This is a genomic window from Companilactobacillus halodurans, from assembly GCF_009600985.1.
GTDB lineage: Bacteria > Bacillota > Bacilli > Lactobacillales > Lactobacillaceae > Companilactobacillus > Companilactobacillus halodurans.
Window position 1 is genome coordinate 1 of record NZ_VDFP01000247.1, and the last position, 1,097, is coordinate 1,097.

Annotated in this window: 2 protein-coding genes; both read left to right on the forward strand. The window is 34.5% G+C overall.

Annotated elements, in window-relative coordinates:
• Positions 1-545 (forward strand): PTS transporter subunit EIIC (locus tag FHL06_RS13945; RefSeq protein ID WP_192918032.1); only part of this gene is annotated, 545 nt, incomplete at its 5' end.
• Between the two features lie 6 nt (positions 546-551).
• Positions 552-1,097: glycoside hydrolase family 1 protein (locus FHL06_RS13950; protein ID WP_153387256.1), on the forward strand; the 546-nt coding region annotated here is incomplete at its 3' end.

Sequence of the window (1,097 nt, forward strand, 5' to 3'; positions counted from 1 at the left end):
CATCATGGGCTTTTAACGCCGTTTCAACACCAATATTTATGGCTGGAATTACAGCCAATATTGCAGCAGTTCAAGCAGGAAGAACGGCGACAAACATTACTACTAATGAAGTTATGTTTACATCGGCCTTAATAACTATGGGTGGAATGGGGGCAACATTAACATTGAATATCTTGATGTTGTTTGCTAAGTCTACAAAATTAAAGACAATAGGCAGAATTTGTTTAATTCCTTCAATTTTTAATATTAATGAGCCAATTATGTTTTCCGGACCAGTAGTAATGAATCCCTTATTAATGATTCCTATGTGGATTAATGCTGTGACTGGTCCACTTGTTATTTGGGTTGTTATGAGAATGGGCCTTTTAAAAATTCCAGCGAAGATGATACAGGTGGGACAGATTCCAGCGCCTCTTTCCTCGGTAATGATTACTGAAGATATGAGGGCAATTATTTGGTATGTGGTCTTATTTATAATCTATCTATTTACATGGTATCCGTTTTTTAAAGTTTATGATAAGCAATTAGTTACTAAGGGGGAATAGGAGCATATGACTGATTTAGGATTTCCAAATAATTTTTTGTGGGGAGCATCAACAAGTGCTTATCAGGTTGAAGGCGCAGCATTAGAAGATGGTAAGGGACTTTCTCAGCAAGATGTTTTGAATGAAAATAATTATAATTTTGCAGATGCATCAGTTACTAGTGATAATTATCATCGATATAAAGAAGATATCAGTCTGATGAAGGAATTGGGAATGAAATCGTATAGATTTTCCATTGCCTGGTCAAGAATTTTTCCAGATGGAACGGGAACTCCTAATATTAAGGGAGTGGAGTTTTATCATAAATTAATAGATGAGTTAGTTATTAACGGAATTGAACCAATTCCCACGCTATATCATTACGATATGCCACAAGCTCTAGTAGAAAAATATAATGGATGGATCAATAGACAGAGTGTTACTGATTTTGTTAAATATGCAGACTTTGTAATTAAAGAGTACGGGGATAAAGTAAAGTATTGGCTAACCATAAATGAACAAAGCATTATCGTTCAATATTGGACTCAAAAAAATTATATTGCAAAAGAGCAT